Genomic DNA, 16,147 nt, shown 5'->3' with positions numbered 1-16,147 from the left:
GGCGTCGACCAAGGCGCAAGACGACGCAACGCGTTCTTAATTTTCTCGCGTCTACAGAGCGAGTTGCGTCTACGATCTCGGATCGTGTTGACGTGTTGGCGGATTAGATTCGCATTGCTTTAATTACATCCGTCCAGTAGGTGTGCCCATACAGAAACTGGTCGGTCCAGCTTTTGTGGGGGCTTCGAGGCATGGACGGCGAATCAGGTTTACGACGCGGGGTCGAGAGCAGGCTGGAATTCATTGAATTCCGGTTGTTCTGGGAAGGGCACGTAAACCGAAGCGATATCGTCGAGACTTTCGGGGTTTCGATCAATCAGGCGTCAGCCGATCTCAACAGATATCTGGGTCTGGCCGGGACCAACATGGTCTACGACAAAAGCGCACGGACCTATGTGCGAAGCTCTTCCTTCAAGCCAATCTTCCATAAGCCTGACGCCGAGCGGTATCTCACTCAGATCAGATCGATAGCCGACGGGATCATTACTCCTGACGATGCCTGGATCGGCAGCGTTCCGGGGTTTGCTTGCGCGCCAACACCTGCCCGCGGTGTGTCTGCCCCCATTCTCCGAGCGGTCGTGACCGCGATCAAGCGCAAGGAAGTACTCGAGGTCCTTTATCAATCGATGTCCTCGCCGGATCCGTCCTGGCGCTGGATCGCGCCGCATGCCTTGGTCTTTGACGGGTTCAGATGGCACGCCCGGGCCCACTGCGTCCGTAGCGGGGAGTTCAAGGACTTCGTCCTGTCCCGCATCGGAGAAACCCGCGCGAGCAAGGCTAGCGAGGGGACAGATTCGCGCGATCGTGACTGGCTCAGTGACATTGACCTCGTCATTGCGCCCCATCCTGAACTGAGCGTCGGCCAACGAAAGGCGATCGAACTCGATTATGCGATGGAAGGGGGGAGGGCGACCATCCCGGTCAAGCGCGCGCTCCTGTACTACGCACTCAAACGGCTTGGGCTCGACACGGACCCGTCGGCTCGGCGGCCTCAGGATCAGCAGATCGTTCTGCTGAATGCAGACGCGATAAACTCTGCAATGGGAGCTGAGAGCTCCTCTCATACACGCGGAGCGCAGGATGCTTGAGCGCCTTCAGCAATTGGTTGCCGATGCGACGCAGCTCAACAGCAAGCTGGTTCTAGTCGTCGCGAATTCCGGAGGAGGCAAAACGGCTCTGCTCGCCGAATTCGCTAAAACCCACGATCTGCAGATCATAAATGTCGGTAGCGAACTCTCGAACCTGCTTCTTCCAATCCCTTCTTCGCAAAGAAGCTTCGAGGTGTTGGGCGTATTGAGGGACATGCTCTCGCATCACCGCGATCGCGGGGTAGTCGTACTCGACAATATCGAAGTCATGTTTGATGCAGAATTGAAGATAAATCCCTTCGATACGATCAAACGCTTGGCCCACGCTATGACAGTCGTCGTGGCATGGCCGGGAAATTTCAAGGATGGCCGCCTGCTTTACGCAAAAGTGGGTCATCCCGAGCACTGCGATGTCGCCGTAGATGGCGCAATCGTACTTGAGTTGAACTGAGCTTTGAGAGGAATTTTGGAGATGTCCATGCAGTATGGCGATCTCATTCAGTTTGAACCGATTGAATCGGTCATTCAGCTTCTGGACGCGAACCGTCCGGACGAAGCGAAGAAGCTCGTTTCGACCTACGTGATTTCCGACGATATGGCCGAGCGCATCGCAACGCAGATCGTCCCGCAGCTGTCGTTCGACGAAGCCGTTGATCACAAGGGACTTCTGGTCGTCGGTAACTACGGTACGGGTAAATCGCACCTCATGTCCGTGTTGTCGCTCGTCGCCGAGGATGCCGCCTACGTTCCCTTGATCCGTCATCCCAAAGTGGCTGAAGCCGCGGCAACGATCGCCGGCAAGTTCAAGGTCCACAGGATCGAAATCTCGAGCCAGATGTCCTTGCGCGACATCATCACTCAGCAGCTGGAACTTTTCCTCGAGAAGAACGGCGTCAGCTTTTCCTTCCCTCCTGCGGACCAGGTGATCAACAACAAGGCGGCCTTTGAAGAGATGATGGCCGCGTTCGCGGAAGTTCATCCGAACCAGGGCGTGCTGCTCGTTGTCGACGAATTCCTCGAATATCTGCGGTCTCGCAAGGATCACGATCTGGTTCTCGATCTCTCGTTCCTTCGCGAGATTGGTGAAGTCGCAAAGCATCTGCGTTTTCGCTTCGTGGCCGGTGTTCAGGAAGCCATCTTCGACAGCAGTCGATTCCAGCATGTTGCCGACAGCTTGCGCCGCGTGAAGGATCGCTTCACCCAAGTGCTTCTCGCACGCCAGGACGTGAGCTTCGTAGTCGCCGAACGTCTCCTCAAGAAGACCGCCGATCAGCAGGACAAGATCCGGACGTACCTCACGCCGTTTGCAAAGTTCTATGGCTCAATGAACGAGCGCATGGACGAGTATGTCAGGCTCTTTCCTGTGCATCCCGATTACATCGGTACCTTCGAGCGGCTGGTATTCACCGAAAAGCGTGGCGCTCTCGTGACCTTGCGCGATCAAATCCAGGCGATCCTGAAGGATGAAGTTCCGAGCGATCGGCCAGGCCTGATCGGCTACGACAAATTCTGGGACACCGTCACGTCGAACTCCGTCCTTCGCGCGGACCCCAACATTGGCCCGGTGCTGAAGGTATCTGAAGTCCTCTCGGAGCGGGTGACGAAAGCTTTCACGCGTCCTGCATACAAGCCCATGGCACTGCGCATCATCGATGGCTTGTCGGTGCATCGCCTGACTACCGGCGGCGACATCTACGTTCCGGTGGGCCCCACTGCCGAAGAGCTTCGCGACACCCTGTGTCTCTTCCAACCAGGCATTGAGGACATGGGTGGGGAGCCGGAAGCCGACTTGCTGTCGCTCGTCCAGACGGTGCTTCGCGAAACGCTCAAGACGGTGAACGGGCAGTTCATTTCGAAGGCGTCTGACACGGAGCAATACTACCTCGATCTCAAGAAGGACGTGGACTACGACGCGCAGATTGAGAAGCGCGCCGAAGCGCTATCCGATGATGCGCTCGATCGTGCGTACTATAGCGCCATTAGTCAGCTTATGGAGCGGACCGACGACACGAGTTACGTGACCGGGCATCAGATCTGGCAATACCAGATCGAATGGCAGGACCGCCGTGTCGAGCGAAATGGCTACCTCTTCTTCGGAGCGCCAAACGACCGTCCGACGGCGCAGCCCGAGCGCGATTTTTACATCTATTTCATCCAACCTTTTGAGCCTCCGCGGTTTAGAGATGACGCCAAGGGTGATGAGGTATTCTTCCGCTTGAAGAACCTGGATGACGATGTGAGGCGGCATCTTTCTTGTTACGCTGCCGCGCGAGAGCTTGCTTCGACGGCGAGTGGCGGCGCGAAGTCCATCTACCTCGACAAGACGAAGGATGCCATCCGGGACATCAGCAAATGGCTGCACGAAAAGCAGATGACGGCCTTCGAGGTTTCGTACCAAGGGAAGGCCAAAACCCTGCAGGATTGGGCCAAAGGTGTTTCGCTGCGGGATAAGGCGCGTCTCGGACCCGACGAGCGCATCAATTTCCGTGACGTGGTCAACGTGATCTCGGGTCTGGCACTCAACAACCAGTTTGCGGAAGACGCACCAGAATATCCCGCCTTTTCAGCTCTGATGACCGAAGCGAACCGCAAGCAGCTAGTCAGCAACGCCTTGAAGGCGCTGGCCGGCGGAAGCCGCACGAAAGATGCGATCATTATCCTCGACGGCCTTGAAATGCTCGACGGTGACCGGATTGAGCCCACTCGCTCGCGCTACGCCAAGGATGTTCTCGTTAGATTGAAGGCAAAGGGTCAAGGCCAAGTCCTTAATCGAAGCGAGCTGCTGAGCGGCGATGGCGACGTGGAATTCTTCTCGCCAATCAAGTTCCGACTTGAGCCCGATCTCTTGGTCACGGTGCTTGGAGCACTGGTCTACGCCGGCGACATCGTCCTCGCGATCACCGGAGACAAGATCGATTCCGGCAAGATATCTCTGCTCGCTGAGCGCTCGCTGGATGACCTGAAGCAGTTCAAGCATGTGGAGGCTCCGAAGGAAATCAACGTCGCGATCCTTCGATCGCTATTTGAGCTGCTCGGCTTGCCGCCGGGGCTTGCTCAGCAAGCGACCCAGGGTTCCGACGAGCCGGTCAAACGGCTGCAGGAAGAGGTTGGAAAGCTGACCCGCCGCGTTCTTGGCGCGACAACCGATATGTCCGGCAGGCTAAGCTTCTGGGGTCAGTCCCTCTTGCGTGATGAGGAAATCGCTGACCGGCGAAGCAAACTCGAGAGTCTGAAGGCATTCTCTGAGAACTTGGCTCCCTACAATACGGTGGGTAAACTCAAGAATCTCCGGATTGGGTCTGAAGATATTGCTGCGCAGACCAAGAACCTCGAAACGTTGAAAGCCATCGAGGGTCTTCTCGATCTCGTGGCGGAGCTTGGCGCAACGGCCGGCTACCTCTCGCAGGCTGAAATGGTCCTGTCGCCTGATCATGCTTGGGTTAAACAGGCTCAGGATGCTCGCAAGCAGCTTCTCGAAAGGCTCGCTGCGGATAGCGGGGTCCAGAATGCCACAGATTACCGGCAGACCCTGGCAAAGCTTAAAAAGGACTACGTTACCGCCTACGTTGGGCAGCACAGCACTGCCCGACTTGGCCTTACCGAGGACAAGACTAAGACTTCGCTTCGCAAGGATTCTCGACTTGTCGCTTTGCGCGCGCTTGCTGGGATCTCGCTTATGCCAACCAGCCAGCTGACAACATTCGAGGAGAAGCTGGACAAGCTCAAGAGCTGTCCATCGTTGGTGGAATCTGATCTTTCTGCAGGACCTGTGTGTTCGCATTGTGGCTTCCGCCCAGCGAACGAGCAAGGGGACTTGCTGCCCGCGGCCAATGTCTTGAAGCAGCTCGATGACGAGCTTGACCGGCTAATCAACGGCTGGAGTCAGGCCCTTCTGGACAATCTCGAAGACCCGATCATCCAAGAGAATTTCGATCTCCTGAAGCCGGCAGCGCGAAGCCTAGTCGACGGGTATCTTTCATCGAAGGTAATCCCCGAACCAGTCACGCCGGACTTCGTTGCGGCCATTCAGGAGGCCCTGTCCGGCCTCGAAAAGATCAATGTCAGCGGAGAGGATATCAGGCAGGCGCTTCTGCTTGGCGGCTCGCCCGCGACACCGGAAGATCTGCGCAAACGGTTTGAGGCGTTCTTGAACGATCGCTGCAAAGGCAAGGATACCACCAAGCTTCGCTTCGTGGTCGATTGATCGCGCACTTCCCAATTTCCCGAAAGACTGATGATGAACGAACAACTGAAGATGGAAACCAAGAAGAGCGGCAACGCGTTCGAATGCCTTGGCATGACCTTCCCCAGCGAGGACGCGCGGCGAGCGCACTTTCTGGGGCTTTTGGCGGAGAAGCTGAAGGATCCGGTGTTCCGGACGCAGGAGGGATTCCCGCAAGGGACGGACGAAGCGATCCTGGCGATGTCGGATCCGCCCTACTACACGGCGTGCCCCAATCCCTGGCTGGCAGATTTCGTGAAGCACTACGGAAAGGCTTACGATCCTAGCCAGGAATACGCTCGCGAGCCGATGGCTATCGACGTGTCCGTGGGAAAGACTGATCCGATTTACAAGGCGCATTCCTACCACACCAAGGTGCCCCACTTGGCCATCGTGCCGTCCATCCTGCACTTCACCGAGCCTGGTGACGTCGTGCTCGACGGATTTGCCGGATCGGGCATGACCGGCGTGGCGGCACAGTGGTGCGGCACGGCCCCCGCGTCTTATCGTCACCAGGTGGAGATGGAGTGGAAGAAAGCAGGCATGGCCGCGCCGAAGTGGGGCGCGCGGCACGCCATTCTGAACGATCTTTCCCCGGCGGCTACGTTCATTGGTGCCAACTACAACCTGCCGTTCGATGTCGATTCCTTCGCCAAGGCGGGCAAGCAATTGCTGGCTGACGTCGAGCGCGAAATTGGTTGGATGTACGAGACGCTACACTCGGACGGGAAGCGAAAAGCGCGTATTGATTATACCGTTTGGAGTGAGACTCTTGGATGCCAATCCTGCGGTGGTGAAGTTGTGTTCACATTTGCAGCGATGGATGATGAGACGCAGAAAGTATCCAAGAAGATAACCTGCCATCACTGTGGAGCTGAGGCCACAAAGGAGCAAATGGACCTCGTATTTGAAAGCTTCATTGATCTGAACCGCCCCGGGACTGCCGGAGGCCATTTGGTTTAAGTTACGCAGCCATGGAGACGTCGTCCAGCATGGCATAATATCGTTCTTCGGCTTCAGCGGGCGGGATATTGCCGATGGGTTCCAGCAGCCGCCTGTTGTTGAACCAGTCGACCCATTCGAGCGTGGCATATTCGACAGCTTCAAAGGATCGCCACGGACCTCGCCGGTGGATCACCTCGGCCTTGTAAAGGCCATTGATCGTCTCCGCCAAGGCGTTGTCATAACTGTCGCCAACACTCCCGACCGACGGCTCGATCCCGGCCTCGGCGAGGCGCTCGGTATATTTGATCGACACATATTGGCTGCCGCGATCGCTGTGGTGGATCAGCCCGCCACGGTGGGCAGGACGGCGATCATGGATGGCCTGCTCGAGCGCATCCAGGACGAAGCTCGCATGCGCCGTCCTGCTGACCCGCCAACCGACGATATAGCGGGCATAAACGTCGATGACGAAGGCCACATAAACGAAGCCTGCCCATGTCGCGACATAGGTAAAGTCCGACACCCAGAGCATGTTGGGCGCCGGCGCATGGAACTGCCGGTTCACCTGATCGAGCGGACAAGGCGCGGCTTTGTCGCTGATCGTCGTGCGCACCGGCTTGCCCCGGATTACACCCTGCAAGCCCAAGTCGCGCATCAGCCGCTCGATGGTGCATCGCGCGACGGCGAAGCCCTCGCGGTTCATCTGTCGCCAGACCTTGCGCACCCCGTAAACGCCGAAGTTCTCCGCAAAAACACGGACCACCTCGGGCTTCAGATCCCGATCGCGCCGGGCACGATCTGATAGCCTTTCAGGATCTCGTCGCTGAGCGACCCGCTCGTGGTAAGTGGATGGGGCGATCGGCAGAACCCGGCAGATCGGCTCGACCCCATAAACCTCACGATGCTCATCAATGAAGGCAGTCATCGCCTGAACGGGCGGTCGAGCTCCGCCTGGGCAAAATATGCCGACGCCTTGCGCAGGATCTCGTTGGCCTGGCGCAACTCGCGGTTCTCGCGTTCAAGGGACTTGAGGCGATCAGCCATCTCGGTCGGCACACCGGCGCGCTTGCCGCTGTCGACCTCGACTTTCTTCACCCATTCATGAAGCGTCTGCGGAACGCAGCCGATCTTCGCTGCGATCGACACAATGGCTGCCCACCGTGATGGATGATCGCCTTCGTGATCCAGCACCATCCGGACCGCACGTGCGCGAACCTCAGGTGCAAATTTGTTCGTTGTCTTACTCATCACAGGCCCTTCCTCTCAGGAGTTAGGGCCTCCGGCAATCCCGGGGCGGTTCAATCCAGGCAACAAAGAAGTGAACAAGCGACCGAAGAGAGTGCCGGTAAGTATCGCCTACTCAATCGGCCGTCAGAAATTTAGCAAAGAGCCCGACGATCACGACCTTGGGATCATTCGGAGAATTTCTGAACTCCCCTTCCCGAATGATTTACCAATGAATTCGATGCCAGACTCGCAAATGACCCGGGTTGGGCGCATGAAAACAACAAACACCGCGGCCATTCACCACATGTTCTTGCCGAGAGCTGCACAAGCAATGGGCTTGCTTTGGCAAAAGGCTAAGGAACACAGAGATCCACGCACTCGAAATTTCCTTCTCTTCATGGTGGAGCAGGCAATTTGGACAATGTCGATCCTTAACCGCAACAGGCCGAGCGGATTCTCGCAGGTTAATCAATATCTTAGCGGCGTCTTCTATGTTGCCAGCCAAACTGCGGAGTGCAGCCCTTGGTATGTTCTAGAAGGTAAGCTTTCGCGATTGACTAAGGCGTTTCAGTCTTACAGGCCGAAGCGTGTAACTGCAATAACGACTGGGTCGGCTACAAATATGCCGATTCCCACTGAAAGCGTAGACTACATCTTCACCGATCCGCCATTTGGTGAAAACATATACTACGCTGATTTGAATGTACTGGTGGAATCTTGGCATGGAGTCCGTACGGATGCCTTGCCGGAGGCCATTGTGGATCGCGTCAGAGATAAGAGCGTTTTTGATTATCAGAAGCTAATGACGGAGTCCTTTGCAGAGTATTATCGCGTCTTGAAGCCTGGACGATGGATCACGATAGTCTTCTCGAATAGTAGAGCAGCGGTTTGGAATTCGATTCAAGTCGGCCTTCAACAGGTGGGCTTTGTCGTCGCTGAAGTCACCGCTCTTGACAAGAAACAAGGCAGCTTTCAACAGGTTGTTTCGCCGAATGCCGTGAAACAAGATCTGGTCATCTCGGCCTACAAACCAAACGGTGGCTTGGAGAAGCGCCTTGCAGAGCGCGGGGCCGCACCTGAGTCCTCATGGGATTTCGTTGAAACCCATCTCCGACAGCTGCCGATCACAAAGAGAAAGAGCGGCATCCTCGAGATGGTCGTGGAGCGCGATCCGCGCCGCATCTACGACAGAATGGTTGCCTGGTTTGTGCGACACGACTTCCCCGTGCCGCTTTCGACAGAAGAGTTCCTCGACGGCCTGCGCAATCGCTACCCGGAACGCGACGGCATGGTGTTCCTTCCGGAACAGGTCGCCGAATACGATCGAAAGCGGGCTCAAGCCGCGCAGGCGCCACAGATGGAGCTGTTCGTCTCCGACGAGCGTTCCGCCATCGACTGGTTGATGGACTTCCTGCGAAAGCGCCCCTCGACCTACCAAGAAGTGCATCCTGAGTTCACCACCCAAGTCGGTGCGGGCTGGCGGAAGCACGAGGAGAGGCCAGAGCTGTCGGCGCTGCTCGCCGACAACTTCCTACGCTACGATGGCAGTGGCGACGTACCCAGTCAGATCCACAGCTACCTTTCCACTAACTTCAAGGATCTGCGCGGTCTTGAGAAGGATGATCCGCGGCTGAAGGCCAAGGCGAAGGACCGCTGGTACGCGCCCGATCCGAGCAAGGCGAAGGATCTCGAGCAGAAGCGCGAGCGGTCGCTGCTGAAGGAATTCGAAAACTACAAGTCCGCGCCCGGCCGGAAGCTCAGGGAGTTCCGGCTCGAGGTGCTTCGCGCGGGCTTCAAGAACGCGTGGGGAGCAAAGGACTACAAGACCATCATCGGTATTGCCCAAAAGATCCCCGACGAGGCGTTGCAGGAAGATGAGAAGCTCCTTCTCTGGTACGACCAGGCACTCACTCGCATGGAGGCTGATGCGTGACGCATGAGGTCCGCGGGCATGGCATCGGCGACTGGTGTTGGCATGCAAGGCATGCCGCCCCATGTCGTGTCGTGGACCGGGAGGAGATCTGGGGTGAGATCGCCTATCGGGTCTGGTTGCCCGGTAAGGATGCCGTTGTCCGCGCACGTACGAGTGATTTAAGTTCGCTGGAGTCCGTCCAGCCAACATCGGATGAAATTCTGCACACCGCAGCGGCGGCAAAGCTGCTGGACGCTCTTGAAGACAATCTACTTTTGGCGCCCATTCAGTCCAGCGTGGTGCCGCTGCCTCACCAGCTTTACGCCCTCAATCGCGTGATGAGCAGGGACAGAATTCGGTATCTGCTGGCCGATGAGGTGGGCCTCGGAAAGACGGTCGAAGCTGGTCTCATCCTGCGTGAACTCAAGCTACGGGGGATGGCTAAACGCATTCTCATCGTGGCCCCAAAGGGCCTGGTAAGGCAGTGGCAGGCCGAAATGCGTCTCCATTTTGGGGAACATGTTCAGTATATCGAACCGGCCGAGCTTTCCGCGTTTCGCCAATGGCGCAGCGACGAAGAGAACCTCTGGCGTCTCCACGATCAGGTCATTTGCTCGCTGGACTCCGTGAAGCCACTCGAGGCAAGGCGTGGCTGGAGCCTGGAGCAGCTAAGCACATACAATCGAGAGCGTTTCGAAGACCTGATCTCAGCATCTTGGGATCTGGTCATCATCGATGAAGCGCACAGGATGGGTGGCAGCACCGATCAGGTTGCGCGGTATAAGCTGGGCGCGGCACTCTCGGAGGCAGCGCCTTACTTGCTGCTGCTTTCGGCCACGCCGCACCAAGGCAAAACCGATCAGTTCCATCGCCTCATGCAGCTGCTCGATCGGGATTCCTTTCCCGACGAAACCAGCGTCTCGAGTGACCGCGTGCGTCCATTCGTCGTCCGTACCGAGAAGCGCGGTAAGCGTGGTCAGGAAGCCGCCATCGATTAGCTGTCGCGGGATTTAGCGTCGGCGTAGGCGGCTCTTCCCTGTGCTCGTCGCTTGGCGAGCTTCGCCATGCGTGCGTTGATCTCGTCGGCGCCGATATCGGTGGGATCGAAGACGCCGCCATACCATTGCACCATGGATGCGCGCTCGGGATCGCGCGGCTTGGCCATGGCATTGAGGAACTCTTCAAATCCCGGGGTTCCGCCGACATCTTCGGGCGGGGCTCGTCGTTCGCCATCGACGAAGCGCGGGTAATCGATGCCGGGGATGGTGGATGAGATCTCTTCGATCTCGATACGATGTCGCCAGTTGTCGCCGAAATCATAGGTGTAGGTGAAGCTGGTGATGCCGCGCTCGACGAGCTTGCCGATGCGCATATTGGCGGCATCGCGGGTGCGGACCATGAAAGCATCGTCATCATCGAAGCGGATGCCATAGGCGGCATCGCCAATGTCGAACTGGAACAGATGGTAGTTCTCGAAGAGCATGCAGGCCTGGATCGCGAGGTGCAGGGTCTTGAGGCTGTTGGTGACGGGAAGTTCGACACGGCGCCAGATGGCGGGCTTCATGTCTTTGTAGCGCGACGATCTGGATGAGAAGTTAGCGACGATCAGGATGAGAAGCGCTGACCGCGACGGTGCCGTTTTGATGTGTTTAATTGTCGCTGGCAAGGCCTATGTCGCAGGTTGATTGTCGTGGAGCGACAGGCCGGTATTTTTGATTGTCGCGACCTTTGCGGGCCGACCTGCGCCGTGCTGCTTTCGGTCGATCGCGGCGCGCCGCCGATAGCTTTCGACGTTCATTTCGAAGATGGTGGCGTGGTGCACGAGGCGATCGACAGCGGCCAGCGTCATGGCGGGATCGGGGAAGACCCGGTTCCATTCGCCGAACGGCTGGTTGGCGGTAATCAGCAGCGAACGCCGCTCGTATCGCGCGCTGATCAGCTCGAACAGGACCGAGGTTTCGGCTTGGTCCTTGGCGACGTAAGCCAGATCGTCCAGGATCAGCAGATCGAAGCGATCGAGCCGATTGATCGCGTTTTCGAGCGTAAGCTCGCGGCGCGCAACCTGCAGTTTCTGGACGAGGTCGGAGGTCCGGACGAACAGCACGCGCCAGCCCTTTTCGATGAGCGCCAGTCCGATCGCCGACGACAGGTGCGATTTGCCCCCGCCGGGCGGGCCGAACAGGATCAGGTTCGCGCCGTTTTCGAGCCAGCTGTCTCCGGCGCAGATCGCCATGACCTGCGCCTTCGATATCATCGGCACCGCGTCGAAGTCGAACGTATCGAGCGTCTTTCCCGGCAACAGCTTTGCTTCCGCCAGATGCCGCTCCATCCGGCGGCGACCGCGTTCGGCGATCTCATGCTCGGTGATGGCGCTGAGGAACCGTGCCGCCGGCCAGCCCTCCTTGTCGGACCGATCGGCGAACGTCGGCCAGAGCTGCTTGATTGTCGGAAGCCGCAGCTCATTGAGCATCAGGGTGAGCTTGGTCGCATCGATGCCCTGGGTCATGCCATTTCCTCCGCGCGAGGAGCCAGCAGCGCTTCATAGGCGCTCAGCGGGACGAGCTCGACGATAACCTCGGGTAAAGCCGCGGGGTCGGGCGCGAACCGCGCACGCAGCGCTGCCATGTCCGGCATGCCCTGCGGCGTCGCCAGCAGGGATTCCAGCACGCCAGCAAGCTCGGCCTCGCAGGCCCGCTCATGTGCAAGGCTGAGCAACTCGACCATCGTCCGGCACGCCATCCGATCGGCGAGCCGCTCGATCAGCCGGTCGAACATGCGCCGATAGGCCTCGCGCGGGAAGAGCTGGTCACGGTAAACGAGGTTCAGCAACGCCATCGGCTTACGCCGCAGCGCATGGATCACATGGCGATAATCGACGACATGATCATGCTTGCCTTTGCGGTCGGCGCGACCGCGCGGCAGAGTGAACAGGGGCGTGCCGCCGAGGAAGAGCTCAAGCCGGTCGTCGTAAAGCCGTACCCGCAGCCGGTGACCGATCAGCCGCGACGGCACCGTGTAGAAGACCTTGCGCAGCGTGAACCCGCCCGAGGAGGTGACCATGACGAGCACCTCTTCATAATCGCTGGTGCGCATGCCCGGCAGCGACTGAAGCACCGCCCGCTCGGCGTCGATGCGCTTCGCGCTCCGGGCATTCTTGCGCGCGACGATCTCGTCGATGAAGCGTCGATATTCCGCAAGCTCGCCAAAGTCGACCGATCCGCGCATCAGCAGGGCATCACGCACTGCCGCCTTCAGATGCCCGTGCGCGCTTTCTATCGCGCCATTCTCGTGCGCAACGCCGCGGTTGTTGCGGCTCGGCTCCATCCGGTAATGGCGGCACAGCGCGTCATATCTGTGCGTCAGATCATCGCGCGCCGATGCATCCAGATTGCGGAACGCCGCCGACAGGCTGTCGCTGCGATGTTCACGCGGCGCCCCGCCCAGCGCCCACAGCGCATTTTGCAGACCCTCCGCCAGCGCGACATAACTCTCGCCGCCAAGGATCACATGGGCATGCTCGAAGCCCGAACAGGCGAGCCGGAAGTGATACAGCCGGTGGTCGAGCTCGACCCCCGCGATCCGTACACCCAGATCGGCCATGTCCGTAAAATCCGACAGCCCCATCCGCCCCGGCTCGTGCACCTGGCGGAAGATCACATCGCGATCCGGGCCTTGCAGCGCCCGCCAACTGCGGATCCGACGCTCCATCGTCCGCCGCACTCCATCGGGAAGCTCAGGATGACGACGCTGCATTTCTTCGAACACCGCGACGGCGCGGATTCCCGGCGCACTCTCCAGAAGCGGTACAACCTCGCTATCGAAGATATCCGCCAGCGGATCGGGGCGACGGCGACCGCGCGGCGCCTTCTTTTGCGACGGCAACTGCGCATCCTGCTCCAGCCGATAGGCCGTCGCCGTGCTGAACGCCGCGCACGCCGCCGCTGAACGCGGCGACACTGTCTGTCTCATCTTCATATATAATCTCACCTGATGATCGTTGATATGGCTCCCAGGCACCGCTTCTCCCCTTCAGAAGGAGGCGCCACCTGACAGGTCACGATCACCAAAAGCGCCCTTCCAGAAGAAAAGGCGCTCGCGGCGGTGTGTCTGTCGCTCCTCGGGGCTTCGCCCCTCGTCCCGACAGACACACCGCCGCCTTTCTCATCTAGATTGTCGCGCTGTTCTCACCTTGATTGTCGCGCAGCATGTCTTCGAGCGTTATGCGAATCCGGGCGATCTGATCGGTCATGCCGCCATGCATACGGGTGCGGTCTGTGCTGTCCAGTTCCACGGCATGAGCTCGTCCCAGCGGGAGGCGGGCCAGCCTGAGGCGATCTTCTCGATGACATCGGCAATATAGGCCTGCGGCTCGACGCCATTGAGCTTGGCCGTCTCGATGACGGAGTAGATGGCGGCGGCGCGTTCGCCGCCGGCCTTCGATCCGGCGAACAGCCAGTTCTTGCGCCCGATCGCGATCGCTCGGATGGCGCGCTCGGCGATATTGTTGTCGATCTCCGCCATGCCCTCGTCGATGTAGCGGGTCAGCGCGTCCCAGCGCTTGCGACCATAGGCGAGCGCCTTTGCCATCGCCGACTTGGGCGATAGGCGGCGCAGGGCGTCGTCGATCACGCCACGAAGCGCGTCGATCTTTGGCATTGCTTGCTCTTGCCGGTGTCGGCGCCGGACATCAGGCGGCTGGCCGCGGACGTCCTCTTCGATCCGGTAGAGCCCGGCGATGCGATCGAGCAGGTCGGTGGTTAGCGGCGTCGGGCTCGTCTGGTGGCACTCGAAGATCTTGCGGCGGAAGTGCGCCCAGCAGGCGACCTCCTGGATGCCGTTGCCCTGGTAGAGCTTGTCATATCCGGCATAACCGTCGGCCTGAAGAAGGCCGGTGAACGACCCCAGCTCGCTCTGCGGATGGATGCCGCTGCGATCGGGGGTGAACCGATACCAGGCGAGCGCCGGGGTGGCGGCGCCCGATGCGCGGTCATCGACGACATAGGCCCAGAGCCGCGCCTGCGCGGTGCGGCCCTTGCCGGGCACGAGCATCGGCACCGGCGTGTCGTCGGTGTGGAGCTTGGCGGCCTTCAGTCCTTCCTCGCGGATGCGGCTCACGATGGGATCGAGCAGATGCGCGGCCTGGCCCGCCCAGCCGGCGAGGGTTGAACGATCGATGTCGATGCCCTGCGCCGCCATCATCTCTGCCTGGCGATAGAGGGGGAGATGGTGATCGAACTTGTGGACGACGACATGGGCGAGCGTCGCGAAGCTGGCCTTGCCACGTGCTATGGCCTTCACCGGCGCCGGTGCCTGGACAATCCTGTCGCAGGCGCGGCAGCTATACTTGGGCCGCACGGTGCGGATGACGCGCCACTGGACCGGGGCAATATCGAGCTGCTCATCACTGTCGTCGCCAAGCGGGCGCAGCGCGCCGCCGCAATCGGGACAGGTGCAGCTGCCGGCGTCGGGCTCGATCCGCCGTTCCGCGCGCGGCAGATGATCGGGCAATGCGCGCACCGGCGATACCCGTTCGGCGGGTGCCCGCTCACTCGTTCGGCTGTCGGCGACCTCAGCCTCGCCTTCGAGTTCTTCGAGGGCCAGCTCGAGCTGCTCGATCTGGAGCGCGAGCTTCTCCGAGGACTGGCCGAAGGTCATGCGGCGAAGCTGCGCGAGCTGGTGGCGGAGGGTGTCGATCAGCGTATCGCGCGCCGCCAAAGCGGCTTCGAGCTCGGCGATCCGGGCGTCCTTGTCGATGCTGGAAGAGGCTGGTTCCGACACGCGGAACATCTAGCAAAAGTGGCTCCGCGATGCCAGTAAAACCCTCACTAATCCGCCACTTTTTACCCTGCGAGCAAGGGCGCCGCGGTGCGTTCGGGACGCCGCCAGTCAATGCCTTCGAGCAGCATCGAAAGCTGCGCCGCGGTGAGGCTGACCTTGCCCGCCTTGGTGATCGGCCAGACGAACCGGCCACGGTCCATGCGCTTCGAGAAGAGGCACAGGCCCTGGCCATCATACCAGAGCAGCTTGACCAGATCGCCGCGCTTGCCGCGGAACGCGAACAGCGCGCCCGAGTGCGGACTCTTCTCCAGCACCTGCTGCACTAGCACCGCGAGGCCGTCGAACCCCTTGCGCATATCGGTGGCGCCGCAGGCCAGATATATCCGTGTCGTCGGCGGTAACGGGATCATCGGGCAAGGACGGACATCACCCGTGCCAGCGCATCGGCATCGACCGCCGCGTCGACGGTGAGCCGCACGCCTGACGGCAGCTCGATCCCGATCTGGCCGCTGCCTGCCGTTGCCGGGGCCGGAACGGACACCTCCACCTCGGCGAACGAGGGTGCCGGCGTGCGCTTCGCTCCCGTCAGATCGCCAGCCAGGGCCTGTCGGCGCCACGTATAGAGCAGCCCGCTGCCGACCGCGTGCCGCTGGCATGTCGCCGAGACCGAGCCGTCGGGGCCAAATGCCTCGCGCAGGATCGACAGCTTCTGATCCACCGACCAACGGCGACGGCCGCCAACGACCGCGATCCGACTGCTCATACGATCACTCATATGACCAGTCACAAGAGCACTCGCTCCCGTCGCCGCGATATCCTCGTTCATCACCGCTCCTCGCAAAGAGCGGCTATCAGCACCGCGCAGCAGCTTCCTGCAAGGCGGCCTTCAGGACACGCTTACGAAGCGCGTCGCAATCGATGCGGAGGGGCGTCCGCTATTCAAACCGCGACTGACGCGTCTCTATCCTGTCGCGT

13 protein-coding genes and 1 other annotated feature are annotated in these 16,147 nt (G+C 59.9%); of the genes, 6 read left to right on the top strand and 7 right to left on the bottom strand.

Going from position 1 to position 16,147, the window contains the following annotated elements:
* Positions 1–191 precede the first annotated feature (191 nt).
* The 4 genes from SGRAN_RS14425 to SGRAN_RS14410 are packed head-to-tail and all read left to right on the top strand — an operon-like array spanning position 192 to position 6,273.
* Complete coding sequence (locus SGRAN_RS14425) at positions 192–1,088, top strand: WYL domain-containing protein (RefSeq protein WP_067184740.1); 897 nt, start codon at positions 192–194, stop codon at positions 1,086–1,088.
* Complete coding sequence (gene brxF / locus SGRAN_RS22295; protein ID WP_148650884.1) at positions 1,081–1,539, top strand: BREX-3 system P-loop-containing protein BrxF; 459 nt, start codon at positions 1,081–1,083, stop codon at positions 1,537–1,539. Before SGRAN_RS14425 ends, brxF begins: the two co-directional genes overlap by 8 nt.
* Before the next feature lie 27 nt (positions 1,540–1,566).
* Positions 1,567–5,292, top strand: coding sequence for a DUF6079 family protein (locus SGRAN_RS14415; RefSeq protein ID WP_067187100.1), 3,726 nt, complete (start codon positions 1,567–1,569; stop codon positions 5,290–5,292).
* A 33-nt stretch (positions 5,293–5,325) separates the two neighbouring features.
* Positions 5,326–6,273: a DNA methyltransferase gene (locus SGRAN_RS14410; protein ID WP_210434148.1), complete on the top strand. Its 948-nt coding sequence runs from the start codon at positions 5,326–5,328 to the stop codon at positions 6,271–6,273.
* Position 6,274: 1 nt separating this feature from the next.
* Here the strand turns inward: SGRAN_RS14410 and SGRAN_RS14405 are convergent.
* Positions 6,275–7,503, bottom strand: a protein-coding gene (locus SGRAN_RS14405; protein ID WP_148650883.1) for an IS3 family transposase whose coding sequence is annotated in 2 segments (ribosomal slippage) — positions 6,275–7,215 and positions 7,215–7,503 — 1,230 coding nt in all. Because the reading frame shifts where the segments join, the coding sequence is not laid out codon by codon here.
* Positions 7,106–7,222 (bottom strand) — a sequence feature (AL1L pseudoknot). Its footprint overlaps the gene before it by 117 nt.
* A gap of 70 nt (positions 7,504–7,573) precedes the next feature.
* Here SGRAN_RS14405 and SGRAN_RS14395 point away from each other — a divergent pair.
* A complete protein-coding gene (locus SGRAN_RS14395; RefSeq protein ID WP_210434147.1) occupies positions 7,574–9,415 on the top strand; it encodes a TRM11 family methyltransferase in 1,842 nt (613 codons plus the stop codon).
* Positions 9,412–10,392: a DEAD/DEAH box helicase gene (locus SGRAN_RS14390; protein WP_082737275.1), complete on the top strand. Its 981-nt coding sequence runs from the start codon at positions 9,412–9,414 to the stop codon at positions 10,390–10,392. Before SGRAN_RS14395 ends, SGRAN_RS14390 begins: the two co-directional genes overlap by 4 nt.
* On the opposite strand, the gene SGRAN_RS14385 is transcribed toward SGRAN_RS14390, so the two are convergent.
* The 6 genes from SGRAN_RS14385 to tnpA all read right to left on the bottom strand — a co-directional run bounded on the left by SGRAN_RS14385 (position 10,389) and on the right by tnpA (position 15,935).
* Positions 10,389–10,958, bottom strand: coding sequence for a plasmid pRiA4b ORF-3 family protein (locus SGRAN_RS14385; protein ID WP_067182647.1), 570 nt, complete (start codon positions 10,956–10,958; stop codon positions 10,389–10,391). The two genes, SGRAN_RS14390 and SGRAN_RS14385, sit on opposite strands and share 4 nt — an antisense overlap.
* A gap of 105 nt (positions 10,959–11,063) precedes the next feature.
* Positions 11,064–11,900, bottom strand: a complete 837-nt coding sequence (istB, locus tag SGRAN_RS14380) for an IS21-like element helper ATPase IstB (RefSeq protein ID WP_067182650.1) — start codon at positions 11,898–11,900, stop codon at positions 11,064–11,066.
* Positions 11,897–13,411: an IS21 family transposase gene (gene istA / locus SGRAN_RS14375; protein WP_079639878.1), complete on the bottom strand. Its 1,515-nt coding sequence runs from the start codon at positions 13,409–13,411 to the stop codon at positions 11,897–11,899. Before istA ends, istB begins: the two co-directional genes overlap by 4 nt.
* 228 nt (positions 13,412–13,639) lie before the next feature.
* Positions 13,640–15,181, bottom strand: a complete 1,542-nt coding sequence (tnpC, locus tag SGRAN_RS14370) for an IS66 family transposase (RefSeq protein ID WP_067182653.1) — start codon at positions 15,179–15,181, stop codon at positions 13,640–13,642.
* 53 nt (positions 15,182–15,234) lie between these two features.
* A complete protein-coding gene (gene tnpB / locus SGRAN_RS14365; RefSeq protein ID WP_006963110.1) occupies positions 15,235–15,582 on the bottom strand; it encodes an IS66 family insertion sequence element accessory protein TnpB in 348 nt (115 codons plus the stop codon).
* Positions 15,579–15,935 (bottom strand): IS66-like element accessory protein TnpA, encoded by a 357-nt coding sequence (gene tnpA, locus SGRAN_RS14360; protein WP_052182212.1) that lies wholly within the window; start codon positions 15,933–15,935, stop codon positions 15,579–15,581. Before tnpA ends, tnpB begins: the two co-directional genes overlap by 4 nt.
* Positions 15,936–16,147: the final 212 nt, after the last annotated feature.

The organism is Sphingopyxis granuli (assembly GCF_001559015.1).
In the GTDB taxonomy this organism is placed as follows: Bacteria; Pseudomonadota; Alphaproteobacteria; order Sphingomonadales; family Sphingomonadaceae; genus Sphingopyxis; species Sphingopyxis granuli.
The sequence above is the reverse complement of the archived record's forward strand: the minus strand, read 5'-3'. Positions and strand labels throughout refer to the sequence as shown.